The organism is Pseudomonas sp. CFBP 5748 (assembly GCF_053850495.1).
Window position 1 is genome coordinate 145,967 of record NZ_JBSPTN010000010.1, and the last position, 23,604, is coordinate 169,570.

General features: G+C 62.5%; 23 protein-coding genes. 14 read left to right on the forward strand and 9 right to left on the reverse strand.

The genetic code is table 11. The features are described from left to right. Positions 1-45: 45 nt before the first annotated feature. Positions 46-1,716 carry a diguanylate cyclase GcbA gene (gene gcbA / locus ACWNZ1_RS22210; protein WP_135843502.1) on the reverse strand — a complete coding sequence of 557 codons (1,671 nt, stop codon included), beginning with the start codon at positions 1,714-1,716 and terminating at the stop codon, positions 46-48. Positions 1,717-2,003: 287 nt separating this feature from the next. Here gcbA and ACWNZ1_RS22215 point away from each other — a divergent pair, with 287 nt between their 5' ends. The 6 genes from ACWNZ1_RS22215 (at position 2,004) to ACWNZ1_RS22240 (ending at position 8,636) form a co-directional block, all read left to right on the forward strand. Then, the gene (locus ACWNZ1_RS22215; RefSeq protein WP_135843503.1) at positions 2,004-3,071 is read left to right on the forward strand and encodes a DUF2333 family protein; all 1,068 of its coding nucleotides are present in this window, start codon (positions 2,004-2,006) and stop codon (positions 3,069-3,071) included. A 4-nt stretch (positions 3,072-3,075) separates the two neighbouring features. Continuing rightward, complete coding sequence (locus ACWNZ1_RS22220) at positions 3,076-3,633, forward strand: NUDIX hydrolase (RefSeq protein WP_135843504.1); 558 nt, start codon at positions 3,076-3,078, stop codon at positions 3,631-3,633. Between the two features lie 170 nt (positions 3,634-3,803). Continuing rightward, positions 3,804-4,175, forward strand: coding sequence for a translation initiation factor Sui1 (locus tag ACWNZ1_RS22225; protein ID WP_025211628.1), 372 nt, complete (start codon positions 3,804-3,806; stop codon positions 4,173-4,175). A 211-nt stretch (positions 4,176-4,386) separates the two neighbouring features. Further along, positions 4,387-6,300, forward strand: coding sequence for an arginine decarboxylase (gene speA / locus ACWNZ1_RS22230; RefSeq protein ID WP_135843505.1), 1,914 nt, complete (start codon positions 4,387-4,389; stop codon positions 6,298-6,300). A gap of 234 nt (positions 6,301-6,534) precedes the next feature. Next, positions 6,535-7,842, forward strand: a complete 1,308-nt coding sequence (locus ACWNZ1_RS22235; RefSeq protein WP_456027888.1) for a type VI secretion system Vgr family protein — start codon at positions 6,535-6,537, stop codon at positions 7,840-7,842. After that, the gene (locus tag ACWNZ1_RS22240) at positions 7,839-8,636 is read left to right on the forward strand and encodes a DUF4123 domain-containing protein (protein WP_135843507.1); all 798 of its coding nucleotides are present in this window, start codon (positions 7,839-7,841) and stop codon (positions 8,634-8,636) included. The genes ACWNZ1_RS22235 and ACWNZ1_RS22240 overlap by 4 nt, the downstream gene beginning before the upstream one ends. Positions 8,637-8,640: 4 nt before the next feature. Here the strand turns inward: ACWNZ1_RS22240 and ACWNZ1_RS22245 are convergent, their stop codons facing one another. Together ACWNZ1_RS22245 and ACWNZ1_RS22250 are read right to left on the reverse strand one after the other, a co-directional pair. Continuing rightward, a complete protein-coding gene (locus tag ACWNZ1_RS22245) occupies positions 8,641-9,990 on the reverse strand; it encodes an MATE family efflux transporter (RefSeq protein ID WP_265072649.1) in 1,350 nt (449 codons plus the stop codon). A 239-nt stretch (positions 9,991-10,229) separates the two neighbouring features. Then, positions 10,230-10,523 (reverse strand): hypothetical protein, encoded by a 294-nt coding sequence (locus ACWNZ1_RS22250; protein ID WP_135843509.1) that lies wholly within the window; start codon positions 10,521-10,523, stop codon positions 10,230-10,232. A gap of 162 nt (positions 10,524-10,685) precedes the next feature. On the opposite strand from ACWNZ1_RS22250, the gene ACWNZ1_RS22255 reads away from it, so the two are divergent. Genes ACWNZ1_RS22255 through ACWNZ1_RS22270 form a run of 4 tightly spaced genes read left to right on the forward strand, consistent with a single transcriptional unit; the run spans position 10,686 to position 12,958 of the window. Further along, positions 10,686-10,991, forward strand: coding sequence for a MazG-like family protein (locus tag ACWNZ1_RS22255; RefSeq protein ID WP_265072650.1), 306 nt, complete (start codon positions 10,686-10,688; stop codon positions 10,989-10,991). After that, positions 10,988-11,737: a methyltransferase gene (locus tag ACWNZ1_RS22260; protein ID WP_135843510.1), complete on the forward strand. Its 750-nt coding sequence runs from the start codon at positions 10,988-10,990 to the stop codon at positions 11,735-11,737. The genes ACWNZ1_RS22255 and ACWNZ1_RS22260 overlap by 4 nt, the downstream gene beginning before the upstream one ends. A 25-nt stretch (positions 11,738-11,762) precedes the next feature. Beyond that, positions 11,763-12,380 carry a DUF4136 domain-containing protein gene (locus tag ACWNZ1_RS22265; RefSeq protein ID WP_256454185.1) on the forward strand — a complete coding sequence of 206 codons (618 nt, stop codon included), beginning with the start codon at positions 11,763-11,765 and terminating at the stop codon, positions 12,378-12,380. A 20-nt stretch (positions 12,381-12,400) separates the two neighbouring features. Next, entirely contained in the window at positions 12,401-12,958 is a 558-nt protein-coding gene (locus tag ACWNZ1_RS22270) for a DUF4136 domain-containing protein (protein ID WP_135843512.1), read from the forward strand. Positions 12,959-13,152: 194 nt separating this feature from the next. On the opposite strand, the gene ACWNZ1_RS22275 is transcribed toward ACWNZ1_RS22270, so the two are convergent. Both ACWNZ1_RS22275 and ACWNZ1_RS22280 read right to left on the reverse strand, forming a co-directional pair. Then, a complete protein-coding gene (locus ACWNZ1_RS22275) occupies positions 13,153-14,007 on the reverse strand; it encodes a MaoC family dehydratase (RefSeq protein ID WP_265072651.1) in 855 nt (284 codons plus the stop codon). Between the two features lie 2 nt (positions 14,008-14,009). Next, a complete protein-coding gene (locus ACWNZ1_RS22280) occupies positions 14,010-15,362 on the reverse strand; it encodes a 3-oxoacyl-ACP reductase (RefSeq protein ID WP_265072652.1) in 1,353 nt (450 codons plus the stop codon). A 128-nt stretch (positions 15,363-15,490) separates the two neighbouring features. On the opposite strand from ACWNZ1_RS22280, the gene ACWNZ1_RS22285 reads away from it, so the two are divergent. Further along, complete coding sequence (locus tag ACWNZ1_RS22285; RefSeq protein WP_135843515.1) at positions 15,491-16,768, forward strand: acetyl-CoA C-acetyltransferase; 1,278 nt, start codon at positions 15,491-15,493, stop codon at positions 16,766-16,768. On the opposite strand, the gene ACWNZ1_RS22290 is transcribed toward ACWNZ1_RS22285, so the two are convergent. Further along, on the reverse strand, positions 16,755-17,783 hold the full coding sequence (locus ACWNZ1_RS22290; RefSeq protein WP_135843516.1) for a bile acid:sodium symporter family protein: 1,029 nt from the start codon (positions 17,781-17,783) through the stop codon (positions 16,755-16,757). The genes ACWNZ1_RS22285 and ACWNZ1_RS22290 overlap by 14 nt on opposite strands. Before the next feature lie 79 nt (positions 17,784-17,862). Here ACWNZ1_RS22290 and ACWNZ1_RS22295 point away from each other — a divergent pair, with 79 nt between their 5' ends. Both ACWNZ1_RS22295 and ACWNZ1_RS22300 read left to right on the forward strand, forming a co-directional pair. Then, a complete protein-coding gene (locus ACWNZ1_RS22295; RefSeq protein WP_135843517.1) occupies positions 17,863-18,654 on the forward strand; it encodes an AraC family transcriptional regulator in 792 nt (263 codons plus the stop codon). 224 nt (positions 18,655-18,878) lie between these two features. Further along, on the forward strand, positions 18,879-19,772 hold the full coding sequence (locus ACWNZ1_RS22300) for a PA4780 family RIO1-like protein kinase (protein ID WP_135843518.1): 894 nt from the start codon (positions 18,879-18,881) through the stop codon (positions 19,770-19,772). Positions 19,773-19,962: 190 nt separating this feature from the next. On the opposite strand, the gene cueR is transcribed toward ACWNZ1_RS22300, so the two are convergent. The 3 genes from cueR to ACWNZ1_RS22315 form a co-directional block, all read right to left on the reverse strand. Beyond that, positions 19,963-20,376: a Cu(I)-responsive transcriptional regulator gene (gene cueR / locus ACWNZ1_RS22305; RefSeq protein WP_135843519.1), complete on the reverse strand. Its 414-nt coding sequence runs from the start codon at positions 20,374-20,376 to the stop codon at positions 19,963-19,965. Then, positions 20,373-22,766, reverse strand: coding sequence for a heavy metal translocating P-type ATPase (locus ACWNZ1_RS22310; RefSeq protein WP_135843520.1), 2,394 nt, complete (start codon positions 22,764-22,766; stop codon positions 20,373-20,375). Before ACWNZ1_RS22310 ends, cueR begins: the two co-directional genes overlap by 4 nt. A 105-nt stretch (positions 22,767-22,871) precedes the next feature. Further along, a complete protein-coding gene (locus tag ACWNZ1_RS22315; RefSeq protein ID WP_135843521.1) occupies positions 22,872-23,255 on the reverse strand; it encodes a hypothetical protein in 384 nt (127 codons plus the stop codon). A 147-nt stretch (positions 23,256-23,402) separates the two neighbouring features. Here ACWNZ1_RS22315 and ACWNZ1_RS22320 point away from each other — a divergent pair, with 147 nt between their 5' ends. Continuing rightward, positions 23,403-23,600 carry a heavy-metal-associated domain-containing protein gene (locus ACWNZ1_RS22320; protein ID WP_135843522.1) on the forward strand — a complete coding sequence of 66 codons (198 nt, stop codon included), beginning with the start codon at positions 23,403-23,405 and terminating at the stop codon, positions 23,598-23,600. Positions 23,601-23,604: the final 4 nt, after the last annotated feature.

The following is a 23,604-nucleotide window of genomic DNA, read 5'->3' on the forward strand; positions in this document are numbered from 1 at the left end:
CTACCAGGGGCAGAATCGTAAGTGCCTGAAGTTATTGCGTTTGCGTTACAGGTTTATGACCGAGTCAGTGGATTCTGATGAAAAGGTGGCACTTTGCTTTGATTGCCGGGCGCTCTGCACGCGGTTGCGTCCTGCGTGCTTGGCGCGGTACAGCGCTTCGTCCGCCTGGCTGGCCATCATCAGGCTGTCGGAGTCGTCGCTCATCTCCACCACGCCGGCGCTGAAGGTGCACCACAAGTCTTGGGGCTGAGCCGGATAATGGATTTCGGCAAAGCGTTGGCGGATTTCATCGAGCACCTTGCAGGCGGCATCGATATCGGTATCGGGCATGACGATGGCGAACTCTTCACCGCCGTAGCGGCCGATAAAGTCGGTCTTGCGCAGACGCTGCTTGAGAAACAGCGCCAGACTCTTGATCACCCGGTCGCCCATGGGGTGGCCGTGGCTGTCATTGACCCGTTTGAAATGGTCGATGTCCAGCATCGCAAAGCTCAGGGGCTTGCCTTCGCGACGAGCCCGGAAGCTGCAATCTTCGAGCAATTGCAGGATATGAGTGTGATTGTACAGCCCGGTGAGGCTGTCGCGTACCATCCGTGCCTTGAGATTACGGGCCCGCGCCGCACGGTTGCGCACGGTGGTGATCAGGTGTCGGGGCTTGATCGGTTTGGTCAGGAAGTCATCGCCGCCTTCGCTCATGGCGTCGAGCTGTTTGTCCAGGTCGTCTTCGGCGGACAGGTAAATGATCGGCACACTGACGTAACGGTCGTTGTGGCGAATGACCTTCGCCAGTTCCGTGCCGGTGCAGGCGGGCATGTACATGTCGAGGATGATCAGGTCGGGCTGGAAGTCCGCCAGCTCGGCCATGGCCTGGATCGGCTCGATCAACGTGCGGGTGACGATGCCGGCGCTGTTGAGCAGGCGTTCGGTGTGCAGGGCCTGGGCGCGGGAGTCGTCGATGATCAGCACTTTGTAGGGTTCGTACTGGGCGACGCAGGTCAGCACTTCGATTTTTTCCAGCAGGCTTGAGGCTTCGAGGGTGCCGGTGAGAAATTCCTGGCCGCCAGCGCGCACGGCCGCCAGGCGTGTCGGGGTGTCGGTTTCCAGCAGGCTGAAGAACAGCAACGGCAGCGGCTGCTCCAGGCCTTCCTGGGCTTCGGCGGCCAGTTTCAGGCCGATGCCTGGGCCGCTGAAGTCCACGTCCATGACAATGGCCGCGGGCAGGCGCTCGACCATCGAGGTGCGAAACGCTGCGACGCTGTCCAGGGCCAGGGCGCTGAGGCCAAAGAATTCCAGCTGCTTGGCCAGCCGTTCAGCGCGGTCATGGTCCTGCAGCATTACGTAGATGGGTTTGCGCAGCGGCGGCAGAAAGGTTTGTTCGAGCTGGTCGCCGTGGCGCAGGCCGGTGCGGGACAGGCGCTGCATCAAGCGGTTGATTTCGGTGATCAGGTGGCTGCTCAGGCGCCCGCGATTGGCGTCCACTGCTTGCAGTGACTGGCTGATGCCTTCGGCAAGCTGGGAGTGTTCCGGCTGTTCGAAACGCTCGGCAAAACGCAGCAGGCGCAGATTGGCTTCGCTGAGTTCCGACAGGTCGGTGCTGGACCATTCACTGCGTTGCAGGCGCTGCCAGATCTCCAGGATCTGACGAGCCTGATGAATTACCCGCTGGGCAAAGTGGTGCTTGAGGCGCTCACGGCTGGGGTCTTCTGGCTCGGTCATATCCTGACTACTAGTTAGGGTGCATGCTGAGATCGACTGGTGGCTCTATGCTAGCACCTCTTTCTCCCCGTCATGAGTGTCATACGTCAATATTATGTCTAGGGGCGAAATTCAGTTTATGACCCATCAGTCTCGTAGGCCGATGACGGCGCTTCCTTTATAGTGGCAGATCGATTGCCCTGTCGTGGCCGGCATGATTTGCGCCGCATTATCGCGTTTCAAATCAGGCACGATGGCGTAGGGTTGTGGTCGAACCGTGAACTCAAGTGATTTGAAGGGACATCGCCATGCTGGACTGGAAAAACCGCGCGGGCAGCGCGCCTGAACGTGCCGCCGAACCGAAATCGGCTACCCGCGGCTACCTGGGTGGGCTGTTTTTCAGCCGGGCACTGGCCACGCTGATCGGCCTGTACCTGCTGGTGACCATTGCCGTCGGCTGGTACTGGAGCCAGGAACCCGCCCTGTTCCCGGTGCAGCAAAATGCCCAGGCGGCGGCCGAGAAGGACGGCCGGCAAATGGTGGTGGGCTACACCACCGTCGAAACCCTCAAGACCGTGGCCGGGACTCTGCTGAACAAGCCCGGCGGCTACATTTCCAACGACCGCTTCCCGCCAGGCCTGTGGATGGACAACATGCCGAGCTGGGAATACGGCGTGCTGGTGCAGGTTCGCGACCTGAGCCGCGCCTTGCGCAAGGACTTCGCCCGTTCCCAGTCCCAGTCCGCCGAAGACGCCGACCTGGCCAAGGCCGAGCCGCGTTTCAACTTCGATAACCGCAGCTGGGTGTTGCCCTCCAGCGAGTCGGAATACCAGGAGGGTATCAATTCCCTGAGCCGCTATCAGGCCCGGCTGTCCGACCCGACCCAGAAAAATGCCTTGTTCTACGCCCGCGCCGACAACCTGAACAACTGGCTGGGTGATGTCGGCACTCGCCTGGGATCGCTGTCCCAACGCCTGTCGGCCAGTGTCGGCCGGGTCAAGCTCAATACCTCGCTGAAAACCGAAGTCCCGATTCCGGGCCAAGTGCCGCAGGTAGATGAAGAGGTGGTCGAAACCCCGTGGCTGCAAATCGATAACGTGTTCTATGAGGCCCGCGGCCAGGCCTGGGCGCTGTCGCACTTGCTGCGCGCCATCGAAGTGGATTTCGCCGATGTGCTGGCGAAAAAGAATGCAACGGTCAGCGTGCGGCAGATCATTCGTGAGCTGGAAGCCTCCCAGGAGCCGGTCTGGAGCCCGATGATTCTCAACGGCAGCGGCTTCGGTGTATTGGCGAACCACTCGCTGGTGATGGCCAACTACATCTCCCGCGCCAACGCGGCGGTGATCGACTTGCGGCAATTGCTGAACCAGGGCTGATTCCATGGACGAAAGCAGCCGGGAGGTCGCTCATCGGGCGGCCTCGGATGCCGAGCTGATCGCTTGGGTCGACGAACACGACAACCCGCTCGGCAGCCTGGTGCGTTCCGATCTGCGTGAGCGCGGCCTGATCGGCCGCGGCACCTACATCCTGCTGTTCAACTCGGCCGGTGAGCTGTGCGTTCACCGGCGGACTTTGAGCAAGGCGATCTACCCGGGTTTCTGGGACGTGGCGGCAGGAGGCATGGTCCAGGCGCACGAGACCTACGCCGAGTCGGCCGCCCGTGAGCTGGCGGAGGAGCTGGGCGTGAGCGGCGTGGAGCTGACGGCCCATGACCATTTCTATTTCGAAGACACCGGCAGCCGCCTGTGGTGCTCGGCGTTCTCGGCCGTGTGGGACGGTCCGCTGATCCTGCAACCTGAGGAAGTTCTCGAGGCGCGTTTCCTGGCCGTCGACCAAGTGCTCGATGAAATCCAGCGCAAGCCTTACTGCCCGGACTCGCTGGCGGCGCTGGAACGTTATTTGCGCGTCCATGGCGATGGCGTCGCAAAGAAGCTATAAATTGGCGCCGATTGGCCCTTAGCAAGTCGGCTTTTTGCCGTTACACTGCGCGACTTTTCAAGCTGAATCGCCTCTGCGGTCCAGTAGCGCTGCCCCTGCCTGAGTGGGGCTTCGCGGCCGAGGTACGTTCTCCCCCTCGACCAGTCTTTGTCCTCCCAAGAGGATTGCCGGTGGCCAAAAAAGCCGCATCCTTCGCCGCCCTGGGCGGCCTGGTATTTTCTACCGACGCCGGTCGTCACTGCCCTGATTGCCGTCAACCGGTGGATGCCTGCATCTGCAAACAGACCGCCATCCCTGAAGGTGATGGCATCGCTCGCGTGCGCCGTGAAAGCAAAGGCCGCGGCGGCAAGACGGTGACCACGATCACCGGCGTGCCGTTGGCCGAAGACGCGCTCAAGGAACTGGCCACCACGTTGAAGAAACGCTGTGGCACCGGTGGCGCGTTGAAAGACGGCATCATCGAGATCCAGGGCGATCACGTCGAGCTGTTGCTGGCGGAACTGACCAAGCACGGTTTCAAGGCGAAAAAATCCGGCGGCTAGCAGCCTCTGTGAAAACCACCCTCGGCTTGATCCGAACCCAACGTTCGGCGTCGCCTACATGGTTTTCACAGAGCCTGTTCTGAACGGGCTTCTAAACTCAGCGCTGCGAGCAGGGTCTACCTTGCTGACAGACAATTCGTCATTTTCACTCTTTAGACTGCGCCAGCCTCCGACCGGATGGTGCATTTTGACTTCTTTATAGGGGACTTCGATGTCCGTACGACGCACACGCAAAGACGATGGCAGCCAATGGACAGTTGCGGACAGCCGCAGTGTTTACGGGATTCGCCATTGGGGGGCCGGGTATTTCGCGATCAATGACGCCGGTCGCGTCGAAGTCCGTCCCAACGGCCCCGACAGCTCGCCCATCGACCTGTTCGAGCAAGTCGACCAGCTGCGCCAGAGCGGCCTGTCGCTGCCCTTGCTGGTGCGCTTTCCCGACATCCTGCAGGACCGTGTGCGCCAGCTCACCGGCGCGTTTGACAGCAACATCGCGCGCCTGGAATACCAGAGCCAGTACACCGCGCTCTATCCGATCAAGGTCAACCAGCAGGAAGCGGTGATCGAAAACATCATCGCCACCCAGAACGTCTCCATCGGCCTGGAAGCCGGCTCCAAGCCGGAGTTGCTGGCGGTGCTGGCCCTGGCACCGAAGGGTGGCACCATCGTCTGCAACGGCTACAAGGACCGTGAGTTCATCCGCCTGGCGCTGATGGGCCAGAAGCTGGGTCACAACGTCTTCATCGTCATCGAGAAAGAGTCCGAAGTCGGCCTGGTGATCGAAGAGGCCGCCGTGCTCAAGGTCAAGCCACAGGTTGGCCTGCGGGTGCGCCTGTCGTCCCTGGCGTCGAGCAAGTGGGCCGACACCGGTGGCGAGAAGTCCAAGTTCGGCTTGTCTGCCGCACAACTGCTGTCGGTGGTAGAGCGCTTCCGCGCCGCCGGCCTGGACCAGGGTATCCGCCTGCTGCACTTCCACATGGGTTCGCAGATCGCCAACCTGGCGGACTACCAGCACGGTTTCAAGGAAGCGATCCGTTACTACGGTGAGCTGCGCAACCTCGGCCTGCCGGTGGATCACATCGATGTCGGCGGTGGCCTGGGCGTGGACTACGACGGTACCCACTCGCGCAATGCCAGCTCGATCAACTACGACATGGACGATTACGCCGGTGTCGTGGTCGGCATGCTCAAGGAGTTCTGCGATGCCCAGAGTTTGCCGCATCCGCACATCTTCTCCGAAAGCGGCCGCTCGCTGACCGCCCACCACGCCATGCTGGTGGTGCAGGTGACCGACGTCGAGAAACACAACGATGACGTGCCGGTGATCGAAAACAAGGAAAGCCTGCCGGAAACCGTGCAGTGGCTGGTTGACCTGCTGGGCCCGACCGACATCGAGATGGTCACCGAGACCTACTGGCGCGCCACCCACTACATGAGCGACGTGGCCACCCAGTACGCCGACGGCAAGCTGACCCTGGCTGAAAAAGCCCTGGCCGAGCAATGCTACTTCGCCGTGTGCCGTCGCCTGCACAACTCGTTGAAAGCTCGCCAGCGTTCCCATCGCCAGGTGCTGGATGAACTCAACGACAAGCTCGCCGACAAGTACATCTGCAACTTCTCGGTGTTCCAGAGCCTGCCGGACACCTGGGCCATCGGCCAGGTGCTGCCGATCCTGCCGTTGCATCGTCTTGACGAAGAGCCGCTGCGCCGCGCCGTGCTGCAAGACCTGACCTGTGACTCCGACGGCAAGATCAAGCAGTACGTCGACGAGCAGAGCATCGAGACCAGCCTGCCGGTCCACTCCCTCAATCCGGGTGAGGACTACCTGCTGGGGATCTTCCTGGTGGGCGCCTATCAGGAAATTCTTGGCGACATGCACAACCTGTTCGGTGACACCGATTCGGTGAACATCTACCAGAACGCCGATGGCAGCGTTTACCACGCCGGTATCGAAACCCACGACACCATCGAAGACATGCTGCGTTATGTGCACCTGTCGCCGGAGGAGTTGATGACGCACTACCGCGACAAGTGCGCCAGTGCCCGCATCAGCGCCGCCGAACGCACCCAGTTCCTGGATGCGTTGCGCCTGGGGCTGACGCGTTCGTCCTACCTGTCTTCCTGATGGGCCGTTAACGCCCTCCGGGGCTGTCAGAAAATACACCGTATTTTGCGGGTTTTTTCGGACAATCCCGGAGGGCGTTTTTATTTGTGCCGGCTGTTCATTCCGCAACTCGGTTCATCTAACCGGCGATGTCCTTATTTCGTGTAGTCCCTTTCCTAACTTGTACTTGGGCCCTCTACTCGGCCATGGCTCTCAGCGAGAATCCCCGGCCGCCCCTCCTGTAGAGAAACGCCGATGTCCGATCCAGCCCGCGAGCCAGCATTTCGTCTGGAGATAGCCGGTCTGCCCGAACCCTTTGTCGTCGTGGCCTTCACGGGTAGCGAAGCCATCAGCGAACCCTTTGTCTATGAAGCGCAGTTGTTGATCAACGATCCGACCCTGGACTTGGCGGGCTTGTTGTACCGCAGCGTCTGGTTGAGTTTCGGGGCTGCGGGCCGGGGCATTCATGGTCAGCTCCACGAGCTTGTACAACTGCGTCATGACGCCAGCTGCCAGGTGCGTATCGGGCCGAAGCTGGCTTGCCTGGCGCAGCGCTTCAGTCAGCGTGTGTTCAATGCCCGTTCGGTGCCGCAGATCATCCGCCAGGTGCTCAAGGCCCATGGCATCAGTGGCCGCAGCCTGTGTCTGGATTTGAGCGGTGACTATCCGCTGCAGGACTTCTGCACCCAGTATCGGGAGTCGGACTTGCAGTTTCTCCAGCGGGTGTGCGCCCAGGCGGGCATCCACTTCCATTTCGAGCAGGCTCGGGACAGGCATTGCCTGGTATTTGCGGACAGTACAGGCAGTTTTCCCCCTGTCGGCGAGGCGGTTTACGCGGGCGATGGGCAGACGCCCGGGGTGAGGGCCTTCAGCGTTCAAACCGATGCATCGGGGGAGCAGGTCGCCCAGGGCCGCAGCGATCTGCTGGGCCTGCATTGTGGCCGGGCGCTGTCGTTGGCGGCCCATCCTTTCAACGGTTGGAACCAGCGCTGGCTGTTGACGAAGATTGAGCATCGCGCTCAGGCCGGCGTGTATAACAACCATTTTCGAGCCATCCCCTGGGGGGCGCCGTTCGTGGCGACCGGGATCCCTGCAAAGCCGCGCATGGTCAGCCGGCAACGGGGTTGGGTGGTGACGGTGGATGAGCCAGCGGTGCCAATGGCCGGGCGAGTGGCGGTGCAGTTTGACTGGGTTTATCAGGGCGAGGGGGCCAGCCCCAGTCATTGCTGGCTGCCCTTGGCGCCCGAGCTGGCCGTTGACGGGCCAGGCGTCATCCGTGACGGCACCGAGGTGTTGGTGAGCTTTATCGAAGGCGACCCGGATCGGCCGTTGATCAGTGCGTTTCTCGACGTACCTGCAGCCGTAGAGACAGCGGATGAGTCATCGTCGAGCGAACCTCCCGTGCAGTCTGTGGCCGATCCGTTCCTGTTGGCCGCGATCCAGAGCGCCGAGCCGCTGGTGTTATTGTGCCTGTTGCCGGGAGGAGGAAGCTTCAGCCCTTGTGCTCAGCCGGTATGTACCTGCCGTATGCTGACGCGGCGCGGCGCGGGCGCGGCCCCATGAACGCTGCCGCCATGCCTGGAGCTTCGCCTCAATGGCTATTGCTCGACGTACCGGGCGCTCCCGGGGCTGCACGACTTCTGCAAGAACAGTTTGCCGGGGCTCGACGCTTTGCCTTGTTCGAAGGCACCGAGTTGCATGGGCTGAGGGAACACGGTCCGCTGCTGGTGGATTTACGGCAATCACCGGCGCTGGCCGGTCTGTGTCATCTGGATGCCGGTGCCTGGCCGGGGCTGCTGTTGGTAAGCGCATCGCCAGTCGCGCCATTGCTGGCGCATCTGCGGCGTATGCTCACGGTGACCCTGGGCCTGCATCACAAAGCCTTGTTGAACTACTACAACCCGCACACCGCCAGCTACTTTTTCGACGGTTGCGACCCGCGGGAGCTCAGTTGCTGGTTGGGGCCCATCGGGTGGCTGCGCTGGTTCGGCGGCACCTGGGCCGACCGGGCGATCGGCAGCCAGGGCTGGCAGCAATTGTCCAATCCCGGTTTACCGGTGCAGGCGCTGGAGAACGAGCACAGCCTCAGTGACCGGCAGCAGCGTCAGTTGCAGCAATGCCTGCTGGAGCGTCATGCCTGGCAATGGTCTTGCTCCACGGGGCGGGATTACCGCCTGCTCTGGGGAGACTTGCAGCAGGGCTTGACGCTGGGCTTCACCGAACGGCCGGTGCTCGACGACTGGCTGTGGCTGCGCCTGCAATACCCCGACGCCCAGCCAGTGTCGGGGCTGCCGGGCGGTTCGCAACGCGAGCGGCTCGATCATCTGCGACGGTTGTGGCGGGACAGTCCGGATTGAAACGTTATTGGGCGTGAGCAGCGAGCCAGTCGTCACGCCGCTGCAAGTGCCAGGCGATAGCACCGAGGGTCAGGCTGCGCAATGCCATGAACAACAGGAAGGTGATCCATAACCCGTGGTTGCCCAACCCTTGCAGCGCCCAGGCGAACGGCACCACCAGTAACAGGGTCAGCAGCATGCCGTTGCGCATTTCCCGAGCGCGGGTGGCGCCGATGAACAGGCCGTCAAGCAGATAGCTCCAGACTGCAATCAGTGGCAGCGCGGCCAGGTAGGGCAAGTAGCGATAGGCGGTGTCGCGCACGTCGGGGATGTTGGTCTGCATATCGATGAACAGGTGGCCGGCGAGCAGAAACAGCAGGGCAAAACCGACGCTGGCAATCAGTGACCAGCCACAGGCCACCACCAGCGAGCGGCGCAGGGCCAGGCGGTCGCGGGCGCCAATGGCGTGGCCGCACAGTGCTTCGACAGCGTGGGCCAGGCCGTCCAAGGCATGGGCGGTCAGCAGCAGGCCGTTGAGCAGCAGGGCATTGGCTGCCACGGTGGCATCCCCCAGGCGCGCGCCTTGCACCGTGATCAGGAAAAACACCGCTTGCAACGCCAGACTGCGAATGAAAATGTCCCGGTTTACCGCCAGCAGCGGGCGCCAGTTTTGCCACAGCCCCAACGCCGCCCAGGCAATCCGCCCCGGCCAGGCCCGCAGCGTTTTGTGAGCCAGGGCCAGGCCGACCAGCGCCCCGGTCCACTCGGCGACGACCGACGCCCGGGCCGATCCGGTCACACCCCAGTCCAGACCAATCACGAACCACAGGTTCAGGGCAATGTTCACCAAGTTGGTCACGAGCAAGATCGCCAACGGTGCCCGGGCATTCTGGGCACCTAGGAACCAGCCCACCAGCGCATAACTGGCCAGCGCCGCCGGCAGGCCGAAGAGCCGGGTATGGAAGAAGTCTTGGGTCAGTTGGTTGAGTTCGGCGGACGGCTGCATGAAATGCAAGGCCACGCCACTCAACGGCACACCGACCGCCCCGAGCACTATCGACAACCCCATCGCCAGCAACAGGCCTTGCAGTAACACCTGGCGCAACGCCGCCCCGTCCCCGCGTCCGGCAGCCTGGGCGGCGAACCCGGTGGAGCCCATGCGCAGGAACCCCATGGCCCACGCCAACACCGTATACAAACTCGCCCCGACCGCCACCGCGCCCAACTGGTGGGCATGGGGCAAATGGCCGATGACGGTGCTGTCCACCAACGCCACCAGCGGCACGGAAATGTTCGAGAGAATCATCGGCGCAGCCAACGCCCAGACCCGTCGATGGGTGAGGCGGTCGCGCCAATCGGTGATCAGGTTGGACATGAGGGCTCCTTGATGGAGCGCGATTGTAGCGGGTTCCAGGGCGGATACTGATCGTTCCCACGCTCCTGCGTGGGAATACCTCTAAGGACGCTCTGCGTTCGGCTTTAGGACGCGGAGCGTGGGAAGGATCTCAACTCCGTGGGAGCAAGGCTTGCCCGCGATGAAGATGACGCGGTCTTCCAGGGAGCCGAGGCGTCTGTCTCGCGAGCAAGCTTTGCTCCCACACAGCGCTCTCGGCCCTAGTGAATAATCCAACTCAACACCCACAACCCCAGCACCAACCAAATAATCCCCATGACGATCGACGCCCGCATGAACGCGCGGATCGCCGAGTACAGCAGCATCAACCCGAGGATCAGTGCCAGGATGCTGATGATCGAGGTGTCCATGCCCAGGGTGCGGGCCAGGCCATCGACGAAGTTGCCGCCGGCATTGGCCAGGGTGTTGAACAGGCCGCTGAGCAGGTCGACGATGAAACGGATCACCGAACCGAGCGCCTGGCCGAGCCATTCGAAAAAGCTTTCTACCTGCATGTATGCATCCTGATGAGAGGGGGGACGTTGAGCCTTTGGCTTCTGATTGTAGGAGCTGCGCGGGCCGCAATCGTTCGATTATGGGGCAAACCGCCGCTTCGTACCGAGACTCTTGCCTTCCCCGGTCATCCCCCCGAAGCTATGCGCATTCAGGAGAGCCCGATGAACCTTGTTGAACTGACCGAACGCCTGCACTCCATTCGTGACCGTAACGATTGGCGGCCATTCCACAGCCCGAAAAACCTCGCCATGGCCGCCAGCGTGGAAATGGCCGAACTGGTGGAGATTTTCCAGTGGCTGACCGAGGACCAGTCGCGCCAGCTGCCCGCGGACAAACTGGCCCACGCCGGGCAGGAAGTCGGCGACATCGTGTTGTACCTATTGCTGCTGTGCAGTGAACTGGGGTTGGACATGGACGCGGTGGTACGCAGCAAACTGGCCGACAGCGAGCGGCGGTTCGGCCAATGAGCGACCGTCATTTCGATCAACTCGCCACGCGCTTTGCGGAAAAAATCTACGGCGGGGCCAAGGGCGCGATCCGTCTGGCGGTGCTGCAGGCCGATCTGCTTGAGACCTTGCCGGATCGCCCGTTGCGGGTGCTGGATATCGGCGCCGGCCTGGGCCACATGTCGTTGTGGTTGGCCGAGCGCGGCCATCAGGTGACCCTGGCCGAGCCGGCCGAGCCGATGCTCGAAGGCGCCCGCCAACGGTTTGCCGATGCCGGCCAGAGCGCCACGTTCATCCAGGCGCCGTGGCAGGAATTGCTCGGTCAGCTCACTGCGCCTTACGACCTGGTGTTGTGTCATGCGGTGCTGGAGTGGCTGGCCGAGCCCCACGCGATCCTGCCGGTGCTGCATCAACTCACGGTCCCGGGTGGTTGGCTGTCCCTGGCGTTCTACAACCGCGACGCGCTGGTCTATCGCAATCTGCTCAAGGGGCATTTCCGCAAATTGCGCAAGAACGACATGGCTGGTGAAAAACAGAGCCTGACACCACAACAACCCCTTGATCCGCGGGAATTGGCGGCGCAACTTGAAGGCTTGTGGCAGGTCGAAACCCAGAGTGGCGTGCGGGTTTTCCATGACTACATGCCGGTGGAGTTCCAGGGCCGCGTCGAGCTTGCGCAGTTGCTGGAAATGGAGCTGGCCCATCGTCGCCATCCGGCGTTTGCCGGGTTGGGACGTTATCTGCACTGGATCTGCCGTCCCCTCTGATCTGAAAGAGCAATCGGAGCGCTAAATGAAAGGTCGTTCAGGGTTGTTGGTGCTGTGCCTGGGGCTGGCGGCCTGCCAGGCCAGCAACCCGTATGTCGCCACATCTAACCCGCTGCCGCCGGCACCGCCCGAGGCAGCCACGGTGTTCGACCGCAGTGCCTACCCGGCGCCGCCCCGTGATTACGGGCGCTATCGCAGTTGGGCCTGGCTCAACGGCCGTCTGCCAGCGGGTACCGCCTGGGCGGACTCAGCCCAGGTGGCTGAAGCGGTGAGCAATGCCCTGGACCAGCGTGGCCTGCGCCCATTACACGATAACCGGCCGGCCGATCTGTTCGTTAGCGCCGATCTGCGCCTGGAGACTCGCGTGCGCCAGGTTCGGGAGGACTATGATTCCGGTTACTACGGCGGCTACAGCCGTCATGACCGCTATGGTCCCGGCTATGGCATGTACCACTCGGTGCCGATGGTGCGCACGTATCAGGAGCAGGTCGTGGTGGTGCGGGTGGATCTGTTCGATGCCCGCAGTGGTCAGCCGGTATGGAGCGCCAGCGCCGAAACCAGCCAGCGCGGCAATCAGAGTGAGCACACCGATGCCATTCGCGAAGCGGTGGAAAAAGCCCTGTCGGCTTATCCTCCAAGTTGATTACGCAACGGAGAAAAATCATGTTTCGCCGTCTTGCTCTACTGGCGTTCGCTGTACTGCTCAGCGCCTGTGCTACCAACCAGGTCAACCACGACTTCGACACCAGTCGTGATTTTGCCGCCTATCGCAGCTGGAGCTGGAAGGAACCGGCGCTGCAATATCGGCCCGATGATCCGCGGATCAAGAGCGACCTGACGGAGCAGCGGATTCGCCAAGCCGTGGCCGATCAACTCGACCAACGCGGCCTACGCCCGGCTGCGGCTGGCGGGCGAGGCGATGTGCTGGTCCAGGCCTACCTGATCGTCGAGGATCGCCAACAGCAAGTGACCACCAACTACGGCGGCGGTTGGGGCAGCCCCTGGAATGGCTATTGGGGTGGGCCGATGTACAACGAAACCCGCAACATCAGCTACAAAGTCGCCACCGTGCAGATCGACCTGCTCGACGGCAAGGACGGCAAGCTGGTGTGGCGCGGCAGTGATGAACGAATGCTCAGCAACTCGCCCAACCCGACTGATCGCGACATGGCGGTGCGTGAGACCGTGGGGCGGATTCTGGCCAACTACCCTCCGCGGTAGGCAGATCCAGCATCGAAGCAAGCCAACCCACCGCTTTCGCGAGCAAGCCCGCTCCCACAGGGATTGGTGGTGGATGCAATTTCTATGATCACCAAGGAACCCATGTGGGAGCGAGCTTGCTCGCGAAGGCGGCTTTGCGGCCGACCTGTTCATCCCGTATGTACCCGATAAAAACTGTCGCAGCAGCGCCCATCTCAGCCAACCGGCCGCCACTCGCCTACCATGTGCTCCAACTCCCCAGCCCCGACCAATCGCAAATCCCCACTGGACCCTGCCGCACTCGCCAGCAGCGTCACCTCACTGGGCAGGCGCACGGGTTTCTTGAAGGTCACTTCGATCTCGATGTTGGCATCGGGCAGGTGGTCGTCCAGCGCCGCCAGGGTCCTGGCTTTGTTCCATAGGCCGTGGGCGATGGCGGTGGGGAAGCCGAACAGTCGGGCGCTGAGGCCGCTCAGGTGGATCGGGTTGTAATCGCCGGACACCTTGGCGTACTGCCGACCGATGTCCGTCGGTGCCGTCCAGCGTGCCACTTCAGTCAACAGCAGGCTTTCCTGCGGCGAGTCTTCCACCAGCGCGCCATCCAACTGGACGCCTTTGCAGAGCATTTGGCTCGTGGCTTCCCACAACGGTCCCAGTTGATCATCGAGGCGGGTCACCAAGTCGAACACCGCGCCCTTGGGATGGGCTTGCAGATTTTCGACATTGACGCTGGCCCTTACCTGGCTGACGCCGCCCATGGGCCGTAGCACACGGATGCGGTTGCTCAAGTGGATCAGCCCCAGCAGTGGAAACGGAAAGTCCCGGGCAGTGAGCAATTGCATTTGCAGGGCGAACGTCAGGACGTGGGGATAGGTCGGCGGCAACAGACCGTTTTCGGTAAAACCACAGACCTTGCGATAGGCCGCCAGGCGTTGCTGATTGACCTGCACCATTTGGCGCAATCCTTCCTCGGGCAACGTTTTCCCGGTGACTTTGCGCCGTGTCGCGGCTTTCGCATACAGCCCGGACATACTCGGCGCGCCACTTACCTCATGCCATTGGATCGTCATGGTCATGCTCCCAAAAGGCTTTGCCCACAGACCCGCAACGCCTGCCCGGTCACCGCGCCTGTTCCCGGCTGCGCCAGCCACGCCACGGCTTCGGCGACGTCCTGGGGCAGGCCACCCTGGCCCAGGGAACTCATGCGCCGCCCGGCTTCGCGCAGGGCGAAGGGGATCTCGGCGGTCATGCGCGTTTCAATGAAGCCCGGTGCCACGGCGTTGATGCTGATGCCGCGCGCCTGCAACGCCGGCGCCCAGGCCTGGGCCAGTCCGATCAGCCCGGCCTTGCTTGCGGCGTAGTTGGTTTGCCCGCGATTGCCGGCGATGCCACTGATGGACGCGAGCAACACTACGCGGCCATTGTCCCGCAGGGTGCCGCTGTCGAGCAGGGCCTTGGTCAGCACTTGCGGGGCGTTGAGGTTGACCGCCAGCACGGCGTCCCAGAACTCCGGGGTCATGTTGGCGAGGGTCTTGTCCCGGGTGATACCGGCGTTGTGCACCACGATGTCGACACCGTCCGGCAGGTGCTCGATCAATTGTGCGGCGGCGTCCTCGGCGCAGATATCCAGCGTGACGCTGCGCCCGCTCAAGCGTGCCGCCAGGGCGTCGAGGTCGGCCTTGGCCTGGGGAACGTCCAGCAGAATCACGTCGGCGCCGTCCCGGGCCAGGGTTTCGGCGATGGATGCGCCGATCCCCCGGGCTGCGCCGGTGACCAGGGCCTTGAGCCCGGTGAGCGGTCGGGTCCAATCCTGGACCTGGGTGCCGCAGGCGTTGAGGCGAATGACCTGCCCGGAAACGAAGGCACTTTTGGGCGACAGGAAAAACCGCAGCGCGCCTTCCAGCTGCGTTTCGGCACCGTCGCCGACATACAGCAGTTGCAGCGTCCCGCCGTGGCGCAGTTCTTTGGCCAGGGAGCGGCTGAAACCCTCCAGCGCCCGCTGGGCACTGGCGGCGAACGGATCGCCAAGGCTTTCCGGGGCACGACCGAGGATAACGACATGGGCGTTGCGGTCGAGATTTTTCATCAGTGGCTGGAAAAACGCCCGCAACTGTTTGAGCTGATCAGCCTGCACCAGATGGCTGGCGTCATACACCACTGCCTTGATTTTCGGGCCGTGGCCGGGGATCCACTCGCTGGCCAGGGTCGGCTCGGCGCCGTAGACGAAAATGGCATCGGTCAGGCGCTTGGCGAATGTGCCGACTTGTTCGGTCAACGGCCCGCCGCCCAGCAACAGCGCCCCCTCGATCGGCCGCAGCCGCCCGGCCTGCCAGCGCTCCAGACGCACCGGTGATGGCAGGCCGAGGGCCCCGACCAGACGCAGGCCAATGGGCGAATTGGCGAAGTCGATATAACGGTCTGACATGGAACACACTCCGGCTGATGAGGTTGAAAGTGTGGACCATGATTGGCAATCAGTCGTTCGATTGGCGAGATAAAGCCTAAGCTTGTGCAGGACTATTAGCGCATTCGTACCTGCACAGGGAGTTTTTCATGACACAGCTACGCCGCGTCGCGATTATCGGTGGTAACCGCATTCCCTTCGCCCGCTCCAACGGGCCCTATGCCACCGCCAGCAACCAGGCGATGCTGACCGCTGCCCTCGAGGGGCTGATCGAGCGCTACAACCTGCATGGCCTGCACATCGGCGAGGTTGCCGCCGGTGCGGTGCTCAAGCACTCCCGGGACATGAACATGACCCGCGAATGTGTGCTCGGTTCGCGGTTGTCACCCATGACGCCGGCCTATGATGTACAACAGGCCTGCGGCACCGGGTTGGAGACAGTGCTGCTGGTGGCCAACAAGATCGCCCTGGGCCAGATCGACAGCGGCATTGCTGGCGGGGTAGACACCACTTCGGACGCGCCGATTGCGGTCAATGAGGGGCTGCGCAGGATTCTGCTGCAAGCCAATCGCGCCAAGACCACCGCCGACAAGATCAAGACCTTCCTGCAACTGCGCCCCCAGCACCTCGTTCCTGACCTGCCGCGTATCAACGAGCCGCGCACCGGCCTGAACATGGGTCAGCACTGTGAAATGATGGCGCAGACCTGGCAGATTCCCCGTGAAGAGCAGGATCGATTGGCGTTGGACAGTCATCAGAAAATGGCCGCGTCCTACGCCGAAGGTTGGCATAACGATTTGATGACGCCATTTCTCGGCCTGACCCGGGACAACAACCTGCGCCCGGACCTGACCCTGGAAAAACTCGCCTCCCTCAAACCCGCCTTCGAAAAAAGCGCCAAGGGCACGATGACGGCGGGCAATTCCACGCCACTGACCGATGGCGCCTCGTTGGTGTTGCTGGGTAGCGAAGAATGGGCCAAGGCCCGTGGCCTGCCGATCCTGGCGTACTTGCGGGACGGCGAAACGGCGGCGGTGGATTTCGTCAATGGCGCCGAAGGGCTGCTGATGGCGCCGGTCTACGCCGTGCCGCGACTGCTGGCGCGTAACGGCCTGACCTTGCAGGACTTCGATTACTACGAGATCCACGAGGCGTTTGCCGCCCAAGTGCTGTGCACGTTGAAGGCTTGGGAGGACGCGGATTACTGCAAGACCCGCCTGGGCCTCGACGCGCCGCTGGGCACCATAGACCGCAGCCGCTTGAACGTGAAGGGCAGTTCCCTGGCCGCCGGGCACCCGTTTGCCGCCACGGGCGGACGAATTGTCGCCAACCTCGCCAAGTTGCTGGATGCGGCGGGGCGAGGCCGGGGGCTCATCTCCATTTGCGCCGCCGCCGGCCAGGGTGTGACGGCGATTATCGAGCGGTGAGGATCGCGCCGTCCTGTTGAGACGCCAGTGCCCGCTGCTGGCTGGCGTAGCGCTCGGCGAGGATCGAGCAAACGATCAGCTGCAACGGGTGGTAGATCATGATCGGCAACAGGATCAATCCCAGGCCGGGGTTGTTGCCGAAAATCAACGCCGCCATCGGCACCCCGGCGGCCAGGGACTTCTTGCTGGCACAGAACACCGCCGCGATTTCATCGGTGTTGCTGAACCGCAGGGCCCGGGCGGTGCGGGTGGTCATCCACAAAATGATTGCCAGCAGCACGGCGCTGCCGATCACCGCGCTGAGCAACACGCCGTGGCCTTGCTGTTGCCAGATCCCCGACACCATCGAATTGCAGAACGCCGCGTAGACCAGTAGCAGGATCACCAATTTGTCGATGACGCTGGTGTAGCGTTTGTACCGACCGAAAAAGCCCGCCAGCCAACGCCGCAGGAACTGTCCCAGTACCAGCGGCAGCAGCAACATCATGCACAGGTCGAGCAAGGTCGAACCCAAGTCAATGCCGCCGGCACCGCTGCCGACCACGAAACTGACCAGCAACGGCGTCAGGACCACCCCCAGTACACTCGACAGGCTCGCGTTGAGAATCGCTGCCGGCACATTGCCGCCGGCGCTGCCGGTCAGGGCCACCGAGGAGGAAATGGTCGAGGGCAGGGCGCACAGGTAAAAGAACCCCAGCATCAGCAGCGACGGCACATGACTGCCCAATAGCCAGTTGCTGAGCAGCCAGAGCAACGGAAACACGCCAAAGGTAAAGCCCTGCACCATCAGGTGCAGCCGGGTGTTTTTCAGGCCGTGGCGGATCTGCTCGCCGGACAGGTTGACCCCGTGCAGGAAGAACACCACGAAGATGCCGATATTGACCACCCACTCGGCGTGCATGGCGCCGCCGCTGGCGCCAAAGGTTGGAAAGAAATACGCCAGCAGCGTGGCGAGCAACATGCCGCAGAGGAACCAGTCGGTCACCATGCGTTTGAGGTGTCTGAAGATATGCATAGGGCACCGCAAGTTGTAAGAAAAGTCGACTTAGCCTAACGTCGTCCCCACCAGTCGTCTTGCGACATAAGGCCAATCAATGCCGACTAACGGACACCAGCAGCTCGAACGGCGCATTCCCGACCTGACGGAATTGCCGAGGCCGCTGTATGCCCGTGTTGAAAGCTTGAGCGCCGGCTCCTGGACGCAAGCTCATCGGCATGATTGGGTGCAGTTTTCCTACGCTATCAGTGGCGTTCTCGGCGTGCACACCGCTGAGGGCAGCTTCTTCGCTCCGCCACAGCGGGGCATCTGGATCCCGGCTGACCTGGAGCATCATGTCGTGACCTCCACCCGGGCGGAAATGCGCAGCCTGTATGTCCATCGCCAAGCCTGCCCATGGGCCGATGAGCGCTGCCGGGTGTTGGAGGTCACGCCGCTGGCTCGGGAGTTGATCAAGGTTTTTTGTCAGATGCCGGCTGATTATCCACAGGGCGATAGCCGGGAGGAGCGCCTGGTGCAGGTGTTGCTCGACCAGTTGGCAACCCTGCCGGAAGTGGGTTTTTCCCTGCCGCTGCCTCGACATCCTCGCCTGCTGGGGCTGTGCAACGAACTGATCGAACGGCCCGAGCAGAACGTCACCTTGCAAGCCTGGGCCGAACGCCTTGGCACATCGGAAAAAACCCTGATGCGCCTGTTCCAGCGTGAAACCGGCCTGAGCTTTCGCGCCTGGCGCCAGCGCGTGCGCTTGCTGTCGTCCCTGGGGTCGCTGGAGAAGGGCGATAGCGTGACCAGCGCGGCGTTGTCCTGTGGGTATGATTCTACGTCTGCTTTTATCGTGGCGTTCAAGGGGATGTTCGGGTTTACGCCGGGGGAGTTGTTCAAGTCTTGAACCCGGATAGCCGACATGACTGTCAGCTCTTGTCGCAAATACCTGTGCATTCAGTTGTCAGTGTCACGCCCGGTCTCGGCTATGATTCGGCTCGGTCGATCTGATCCGGCACATTGTGTGCATCACAGGTTCATAGGTCGGCAACCCCTCCCCGTGGAGCAAGGATTGCCGTATAACGACTGTCATTCGCGTGTTTGGTAATAAAGGACCCACAATAAAAGCTGATGAAGACTCCAAAACGCATTGAACCCCTGATCGAGGACGGTCTGGTCGACGAGGTGCTGCGCCCACTCATGAGTGGTAAAGAAGCAGCTGTTTATGTGGTGCGCTGCGGCAACGAGCTACGTTGCGCCAAGGTCTACAAGGAGGCGAATAAGCGAAGTTTTCGTCAGGCGGCCGAATATCAGGAAGGCCGCAAGGTCCGCAACAGCCGCCAGGCTCGTGCCATGGCCAAAGGCTCCAAGTTTGGTCGCAAGGAAACCGAGGACGCCTGGCAGAACGCCGAAGTGGCGGCGCTGTTCCGCTTGGCAAGCGCCGGTGTGCGCGTGCCCAAGCCGTACGACTTCCTTGAAGGCGTGCTGCTGATGGAGCTGGTGGCCGACGAGTACGGCGATGCGGCGCCGCGTCTGAACGATGTGGTGCTGGAGCCGGACCAGGCCCGTGAATACCATGCGTTCCTGATTTCCCAGATCGTGCTGATGCTGTGTACCGGCCTGGTGCACGGTGACCTGTCGGAGTTCAACGTACTGCTCACGCCGACAGGCCCGGTGATCATCGATCTGCCGCAAGCCGTGGATGCCGCGGGTAACAACCATGCCTTCAGCATGCTGGAACGGGACGTGGGCAACATGGCCTCCTACTTCGGTCGGTTTGCGCCGGAGCTCAGGCGCACCAAGTACGCGAAGGAGATGTGGGCGCTGTATGAAGCCGGAACCTTGCACCCGGCCAGTGTGCTGACTGGCGAATTCGACGAGCCGGAAGAATTGGCGGACGTTGGCGGGATCATGCGCGAGATCGAGGCCGCCCGCCTGGACGAGGAACGTCGGCAAGCCGTTCGCGCCGCCGACGATGCCCCACCCGGCAAAACCGAAGAACCGCCTCCGCCCTGGATGCAGTGATCGGTTGAACCACAAACCCGGCCAAGGCCGGGTTTTTTATGGCTGCCAAAAAACTCAGCCTCACCGCAGATCCATTGTGGGAGCGAGCTTGCTCGCGATAGCGGTGGATCAGCCTGCATCGATGTTGAATGGACTGCCGTCATCGCGAGCAAGCTCGCTCCCACAAGGGGGTTGAGTGTTCCAGGGGCTGTCAGGCGTGCGCGGTTTCCTGGCAACACCCCGACGCCAGTTCCTTGAGGATCGGGCAGTCTGGGCGGTGGTCGCCATGGCAGTGTTCCACCAGGTCCTGGAGGGTGTCGCGCAGTTCGGCCAGTTCGCGGATTTTCTGGTTCAGTTCGTCGATGTGTTGCCGGGCCAGGGCCTTGACGTCGGCGCTGGCGCGTTGGCGGTCCTGCCAGAGGGTCAGCAGTTTGCCGACCTCTTCCAAGGAAAACCCCAAGTCCCGGGAGCGCTTGATGAACGCCAGGGTGTGCAGGTCATCGGCACCGTAGATCCGGTAGCCGCTGTCGGTGCGATGGGCCGCCTTGAGCAGGCCGGTGGATTCGTAATAGCGGATCATCTTCGCGCTCAGGCCACTCTGGCGGGCCGCTTGGCCGATGTTCATCGCTTGTCCTCCAGGTGCTTGGGTGTCCAGAATTTCAACAGTAACGCATTGCTCACCACGCTGACGCTCGACAGCGCCATGGCCGCGCCGGCCAGCACCGGGTTGAGCAAGCCGAACGCCGCCAGGGGAATGCCGATCAGGTTATAGACAAACGCCCAGAACAGGTTCTGGCGGATCTTGGCGTAGGTCTTGCGGCTGATGTCCAGGGCCGCCGGCACCAGTCGCGGATCACCGCGCATGAGGGTGATGCCTGCGGCGTGCATCGCCACGTCAGTGCCGCCGCCCATGGCAATGCCGATGTCAGCGGCAGCCAGGGCCGGGGCATCGTTGATGCCGTCGCCGACCATCGCCACCACCGAATGGCTTTTCAATTGCTGGACGATGGCAGACTTATCCGCCGGCAGTACTTCGGCATGGACGTTTGTGATTCCCAGCGCCTCGGCCACCACCCGGGCGCTGCCGCGGTTGTCGCCGGTGAGCAAGTGGCTGGCGATGTGGCGTTCATTCAAAGCGTGTACGGCCGCGAGGGCGCCGGGCTTGAGCGTGTCACCGAAGGCGAACAGGCCCAGCACCCGTGGCGTCGCGTCTTGATCGATCAACCACGAAAGGGTCCGGCCTTCGGTTTCCCACGCCTGTGCCGATTCGGCCAGCGTACCGGGACTCAGGCCCAGTTCGTCCAGCAGGCGCCGGTTGCCCAAGGCCAGGCGGCGACCGTTGAGGCTGCCGGCAATACCGCGCCCGGTCAGGGTCTGGCTGTCGCTGATATCCGCCACGTCCAGGCCGCGCTCGGCGCAGGCGTCCAGCACCGCTTTGGCGAGGGGGTGTTCGCTGCCTCGTTGCAGCGCACCGGCCATTTTCAGCAGCGTGTCTTCATCACCATCAAGGGCACTCAAATGGGCGATGCGCGGCGTGCCGGAGGTCAAGGTGCCGGTTTTGTCGAACACCACCGTATCGACTTCATGGGCGCGCTCCAGGGCTTCGGCATCCTTGATCAGAATGCCGTGGCGCGCGGCCACGCCGGTGCCGGCCATGATCGCTGTCGGTGTCGCCAGACCCAGGGCGCACGGGCAGGCAATCACCAGCACGGCAACGGCGTTGATCAGCGCGGTTTCCAGCGGCGCACCGTACAGCCACCAGCCGATCAGCGTCGCCAGGGCCAGCACCAATACCACCGGCACGAAGATCTGGCTGACTTTATCCACCAGTTTCTGAATCGGAGCCTTGGCCGCCTGGGCGTCTTCCACCAGGCGAATAATGCGCGCCAGGACGGTTTCGGCGCCCAGCGCCTGAGTGCGCACCAGCAGCCGGCCTTCGCCGTTGATGGCGCCGCCGGTGACTTTGTCGCCGGGTTGTTTGGGCACCGGCAGGCTTTCGCCGCTGATCAACGCTTCGTCGGCGTGGCTCTGGCCTTCCAGCACTTCGCCGTCCACCGGGAAGCGCTCGCCGGGCTTGACCAGCACCAGGTCATTCAAGCGCAAGGCGCTGATAGCGACGTCTCGTTCCTGGCCATTAACCACCTGGATCGCCCGCTCCGGCCGCAAGGCTTCGAGAGCGCGAATGGCGCTGGCCGTCTGGCGCTTGGCGCGGCTTTCCAGGTATTTGCCCAGCAATACCAGGGCAATCACCACGGCCGAGGCCTCGAAATACAGGTGTGGCATGCTGCCGGGACCGGCGATGACCCACTCATACAGGCTCAAGCCGTAGCCGGCGCTGGTGCCCAGGGCTACCAGCAAGTCCATGTTCCCGGCCCCGGCGCGCACGGCTTTGAAGGCGGCGACATAAAACCGCGCGCCGAAAATGAATTGCACTGGCGTTGCCAGGGCGAACTGCACCCAGGCCGGCAACATCCAGTACACGCCGAACGGCTGCAACAGCATCGGTAGCACCAACGGCACGGCCAGCAAAATCGCCAGCACCAGGGCCAGGCGCTCACGGTTCAAACGGTTGGTTTGCCTGTCACGAGGCTGCTCGGCCTGCCAGATGTTGGCATCGTAGCCAGCGCGCTTGACGGCATCGATCAGGGTTTGCGGGTCAACCTGACCGAGCAATTCGACATGGGCCCGTTCGTTGGCGAGGTTGACGCTGACGCTGCCCACACCGGCGATTTTGCTTAAGGCCCGTTCCACCCGGCCGACGCAGGAGGCGCAGGTCATGCCCTCGATGTTCAATTCCAGGGTTTGAGCAGGAACGCTGTAGCCGGCCTGTTCGACGGCCTGTCTCAAGGCGGGCAGGCTGCCCTCGGGCGCCTGGACCCGCGCCTGTTCGGTCGCCAGGTTGACGCTCACGGCGCCAGCGCCGGCAACTTTGCTCAAGGCCCGTTCGACCCGCCCGGCACAGCTGGCACAGGTCATGCCGGTAATCGGCAGATCGAAAGTAGTGGATTCGGACATCGCTCAGGCTCCCTGTAGTGAATGCCTACAGGATCAACCTTGCCATGCTGGCAAGGTCAAGCGCCAATCCAAAAGCATGCACATATCCCTTGTGGGAGCAGGGTGTCAGTAACCGAGCCCAGCCTGCTTGAGGTACATGCCTTGTTGATTTATGGCGATGCGGAACTTCAGGATATCGCCGGCCCTGAGTGTGATTTCCTGCGACCCGGGCGCGAGCATGCCCGGATTGCATCCCGGCGCCTGCCCCGGCAGCAACTTCAGGCGCAAGGAGAATTGACCCGGTGGCAAGTTGAACGAGGTGCTCTGCTCCTGGAACAGCCGCGCCGAGAGCTGATCCTGAACGTAAATGCCGATTTCGCAGGAGGTCGCCACTTCCAGGCGCTCGCGGGAAATGATCAGTACGCCGAAATCTTCGCCGGTGGCCGATGCCTGGGGGGCCACCGCTGAAAAACCGAGCATGCAAAACAGGCTGAACGCTGACCAGCGCATGGCTGAACCTCCGGTGTGAAATCCTTGATATGTGCAGCTTGGCTGAGCGCGGTGCCGATTGCCAGCCCGGCAGTTTTCGCCAGAACTTGACCTTGCCATGATGGCAAGCTTGAAGCTATTGGAAACCTCATCCAAAGGAGTCATCTCATGCAAACCTTCAATGTTCAGGGAATGTCCTGTGGTCACTGCGTCAAGGCGATCACCCAGGCGGTCCAGGCCAAGGATCCGGCGGCCGACGTGCAAGTCGACCTGGGCGCCAAGACCGTTCAGGTGCAAAGCTCGCTGCCGGCCGATGCCGTGCTCGAGGCCATCAAAGAAGAGGGGTATGAGGTCAGCGCCGCCTGAAGAT

Excerpts from the sequence above, each read along its gene's own strand:
- ACWNZ1_RS22245 (WP_265072649.1), bottom strand. The coding sequence starts at position 9,990 with ATGTCCAACCTGATCACCGATTGGCGCGACCGCCTCACCCATCGACGG.
- ACWNZ1_RS22295 (WP_135843517.1), top strand. The coding sequence starts at position 17,863 with ATGCCGACTAACGGACACCAGCAGCTCGAACGGCGCATTCCCGACCTG.
- ACWNZ1_RS22265 (WP_256454185.1), top strand. The coding sequence starts at position 11,763 with ATGAAAGGTCGTTCAGGGTTGTTGGTGCTGTGCCTGGGGCTGGCGGCC.
- ACWNZ1_RS22300 (WP_135843518.1), top strand. The coding sequence starts at position 18,879 with ATGAAGACTCCAAAACGCATTGAACCCCTGATCGAGGACGGTCTGGTC.
- ACWNZ1_RS22285 (WP_135843515.1), top strand. The coding sequence starts at position 15,491 with ATGACACAGCTACGCCGCGTCGCGATTATCGGTGGTAACCGCATTCCC.
- ACWNZ1_RS22240 (WP_135843507.1), top strand. The coding sequence starts at position 7,839 with ATGAACGCTGCCGCCATGCCTGGAGCTTCGCCTCAATGGCTATTGCTC.
- ACWNZ1_RS22260 (WP_135843510.1), top strand. The coding sequence starts at position 10,988 with ATGAGCGACCGTCATTTCGATCAACTCGCCACGCGCTTTGCGGAAAAA.
- ACWNZ1_RS22220 (WP_135843504.1), top strand. The coding sequence starts at position 3,076 with ATGGACGAAAGCAGCCGGGAGGTCGCTCATCGGGCGGCCTCGGATGCC.
- ACWNZ1_RS22255 (WP_265072650.1), top strand. The coding sequence starts at position 10,686 with ATGAACCTTGTTGAACTGACCGAACGCCTGCACTCCATTCGTGACCGT.
- speA (WP_135843505.1), top strand. The coding sequence starts at position 4,387 with ATGTCCGTACGACGCACACGCAAAGACGATGGCAGCCAATGGACAGTT.
- ACWNZ1_RS22215 (WP_135843503.1), top strand. The coding sequence starts at position 2,004 with ATGCTGGACTGGAAAAACCGCGCGGGCAGCGCGCCTGAACGTGCCGCC.
- ACWNZ1_RS22315 (WP_135843521.1), bottom strand. The coding sequence starts at position 23,255 with ATGCGCTGGTCAGCGTTCAGCCTGTTTTGCATGCTCGGTTTTTCAGCG.
- ACWNZ1_RS22235 (WP_456027888.1), top strand. The coding sequence starts at position 6,535 with ATGTCCGATCCAGCCCGCGAGCCAGCATTTCGTCTGGAGATAGCCGGT.
- ACWNZ1_RS22250 (WP_135843509.1), bottom strand. The coding sequence starts at position 10,523 with ATGCAGGTAGAAAGCTTTTTCGAATGGCTCGGCCAGGCGCTCGGTTCG.
- ACWNZ1_RS22320 (WP_135843522.1), top strand. The coding sequence starts at position 23,403 with ATGCAAACCTTCAATGTTCAGGGAATGTCCTGTGGTCACTGCGTCAAG.
- ACWNZ1_RS22280 (WP_265072652.1), bottom strand. The coding sequence starts at position 15,362 with ATGTCAGACCGTTATATCGACTTCGCCAATTCGCCCATTGGCCTGCGT.
- gcbA (WP_135843502.1), bottom strand. The coding sequence starts at position 1,716 with ATGACCGAGCCAGAAGACCCCAGCCGTGAGCGCCTCAAGCACCACTTT.
- ACWNZ1_RS22275 (WP_265072651.1), bottom strand. The coding sequence starts at position 14,007 with ATGACGATCCAATGGCATGAGGTAAGTGGCGCGCCGAGTATGTCCGGG.
- ACWNZ1_RS22270 (WP_135843512.1), top strand. The coding sequence starts at position 12,401 with ATGTTTCGCCGTCTTGCTCTACTGGCGTTCGCTGTACTGCTCAGCGCC.
- ACWNZ1_RS22290 (WP_135843516.1), bottom strand. The coding sequence starts at position 17,783 with ATGCATATCTTCAGACACCTCAAACGCATGGTGACCGACTGGTTCCTC.
- ACWNZ1_RS22310 (WP_135843520.1), bottom strand. The coding sequence starts at position 22,766 with ATGTCCGAATCCACTACTTTCGATCTGCCGATTACCGGCATGACCTGT.
- cueR (WP_135843519.1), bottom strand. The coding sequence starts at position 20,376 with ATGAACATCGGCCAAGCGGCCCGCCAGAGTGGCCTGAGCGCGAAGATG.